The sequence below is a fragment of the Allobosea sp. TAB14 genome (assembly GCF_052113865.1).
In the GTDB taxonomy this organism is placed as follows: Bacteria; Pseudomonadota; Alphaproteobacteria; order Rhizobiales; family Beijerinckiaceae; genus Allobosea; species Allobosea spartocytisi.
Window position 1 is genome coordinate 1 of the sequence record NZ_JBFRDQ010000322.1, and the last position, 2,283, is coordinate 2,283.

Annotated in this window: 2 protein-coding genes; both read left to right on the plus strand. The window is 64.5% G+C overall.

The genetic code is table 11. The features are described 5' to 3' along the window. On the plus strand, positions 1 to 587 hold a 587-nt coding region (locus AB4Y99_RS27115), incomplete at its 5' end, for a TraM recognition domain-containing protein (protein WP_441525520.1). A 119-nt stretch (positions 588 to 706) separates the two neighbouring features. Then, positions 707 to 2,283 (plus strand): MobF family relaxase (gene mobF, locus AB4Y99_RS27120; RefSeq protein ID WP_441525521.1); only part of this gene is annotated, 1,577 nt, incomplete at its 3' end.

The window sequence follows — 2,283 nt, forward strand, 5'->3', positions numbered from 1 at the left end:
GCGCACACCTTATCGACGCAATAGGTGCCTTCGTGCTCAGCCCGGAACGCCGCTCTTCGGGTGCCGGCAGCTATGCGATGGTCCTCGACGAGTTTCCCGAGCTCGGGATCGCCGCCGAGCATCTGCCGCGGCTGCTGGCCCTTGGCCGGGAGGCCGGCGTAACGACGATCGCGACCTTGCAGGACCTCGGCCAGCTCGAAGAGCTCTACGGTCAGACCAAGGCTCGTCTGATCGAAGCGCGGCTCGGGATTCGCTGCGTCCTCGCCCTGGAAGACGGTGAGACAGCGCATCGGGTAAGCGAGAACTGGATCGGCAAGCGTGAACTCCGACGAGACCGCGAAGCGACCTCTGAGGAACTGCGGGCTGGCATCAAGGATGCCCATGAAATYGTTAACGAGCCGGTGATTGCCCCGTCCGCCATTGCCGATGACCTCGGAACCTTCGAAAAGGGCGGACGCCTGTGGCTGCGAGCCATAGTGCTCGGCTTCGCGACTGTTGCCCATGTCGAAGTTCCCTTGACGATCTGGCCCCGGCGACGCCCAGCCTTCGAGCCTGCGCCCTGGCTGACCGACAGTTGGGCAGAATAGACCGATCTACCTTGCGACGGCCGCCTCCGGGCGGCCGTTTTGTATTTCAGCTATTCATTTCCCAACGCCCGAACAGCCCACCCCGTAATTCGGATGCCTCTTCACCGCAGAGGCATCCCTTGGTCGCGACGATCGCAGCCGGCACATCGGCCAGCTATTACACCTCCCAGACCGAATATTATCTCAGTGGCCGCGAGCCTGCTGGGCGGTGGCTGACGGCTGGTCCGGGCTTCGGCGTCAGCGCCGGCACGGTCGTCGAACGGAACCTGTTCGAGCGCCTGCACGCCGCCCGCGATCAGAGTGGTGCATCGCTGCTGACCAATAGCGGCGGCAAGGTGGRGCGGGTCGCCGGATACGATGTCACCTTTTCCGCCCCAAAATCCGTCTCGGTCCTCTGGGCTCTGGGCGATGAAGAGCTGCGTCGCGAAATCGAGCGAGCGCAGGAGCAGGCGGTCGAAGCCGCGATAGCCTTGCTCGACCGCAACGCCGCTTTCTGCAGGCGTGGCAAAAACGGCCAAATTCGCGAGCCGGTCCAACTCACGGTCGCGGCATTCCGTCATGGTGAGGCGCGACCAGCCGAGCATGAGGACGGAGCCGTCTTTGCCGACAGTGCGTTGCATCATCACGCCTGCGTCCTGGCATTTTCAGCGCGGGCCGACGGCAGCTTTGGCGCACTCGACGGACAAGCTCTGTTTGCGTGGAAAATGGCGGCGGGAGCGGTGTATCATGCCGAACTCGCATACGGCCTGCAGCGACTTGGCCTGGCCATCGACAACACCGGCTCTAACGGCCTCTTCGAGGTCGCAGGCATCGACCAGAACCTATGTCGATATTTCTCCGCCCGTCGTCACGAGATCGAGGAAGAGCTGGCGGCTGCCGGCATCGAGAATAGCGCCGATGCTCCTGCACTCGCCGCCGCCAAGGCACGCAGCACCCGCCGTTCCAAGCTCCAATCCGAAGATGGTCCGCGGGATCGCCATGCACTCTGGCGCAGCATCGCCGTCAACCGCGGGTTCAATCCCGTCAAAGTGATAGAGGCGGTCCGCCAGCATGGGCGGGCAAAAAGCCACATCCTGAGCACTGCGAATCTCGAGGCCTTGATCCGCGAGCGAGTCGATGCCGTACCGCGCAGGCTCACCGAAACTCAGAGCGTTTTTGAGCATCGTCACCTCGTCGCTGAAGTGGCCGCGACCCTGGTTGGTACCGGAGCTGGCGCAGAACGCGCCAAGCACGAGGTCGAACGTCTCGCTACATCCGGCACGGTCGTCGCGCTCGGTCATGACCGGCGCTGGCCGCATCCGATCTATTCCACACCAGAATTGATCGCTCTGGAACGCGATCTTTCGAGCCGTGCGAAGGCGCTCGCAGCGTCCCACGTCGCACGGGCTCCAGACCAGGCGCGGGTCGAAGCTCTCATTGCCTCCGCCGGCCTCAATGCCGAGCAGGCCGAGGCCGCCCGCGAGGCGACGCGAGCGGCCGCTTTGACCATCATCGAAGGCGCGCCTGGCGTCGGCAAGACCACTCTGCTCGCTCCCGTCTCGCAGAGTTGGACCGAAGCGGGCTGGAGGGTCATCGGCGCGGCCTCCGCCTGGAAGGTCGCGCATCTTCTGYGGGACGATCTCGGTATCGAAGCCCGCGCGATCGATAGCTGGCTGGCTCGCGCGGAGGCCGCCCAGCCCTTCCTTCAGGATCGCAC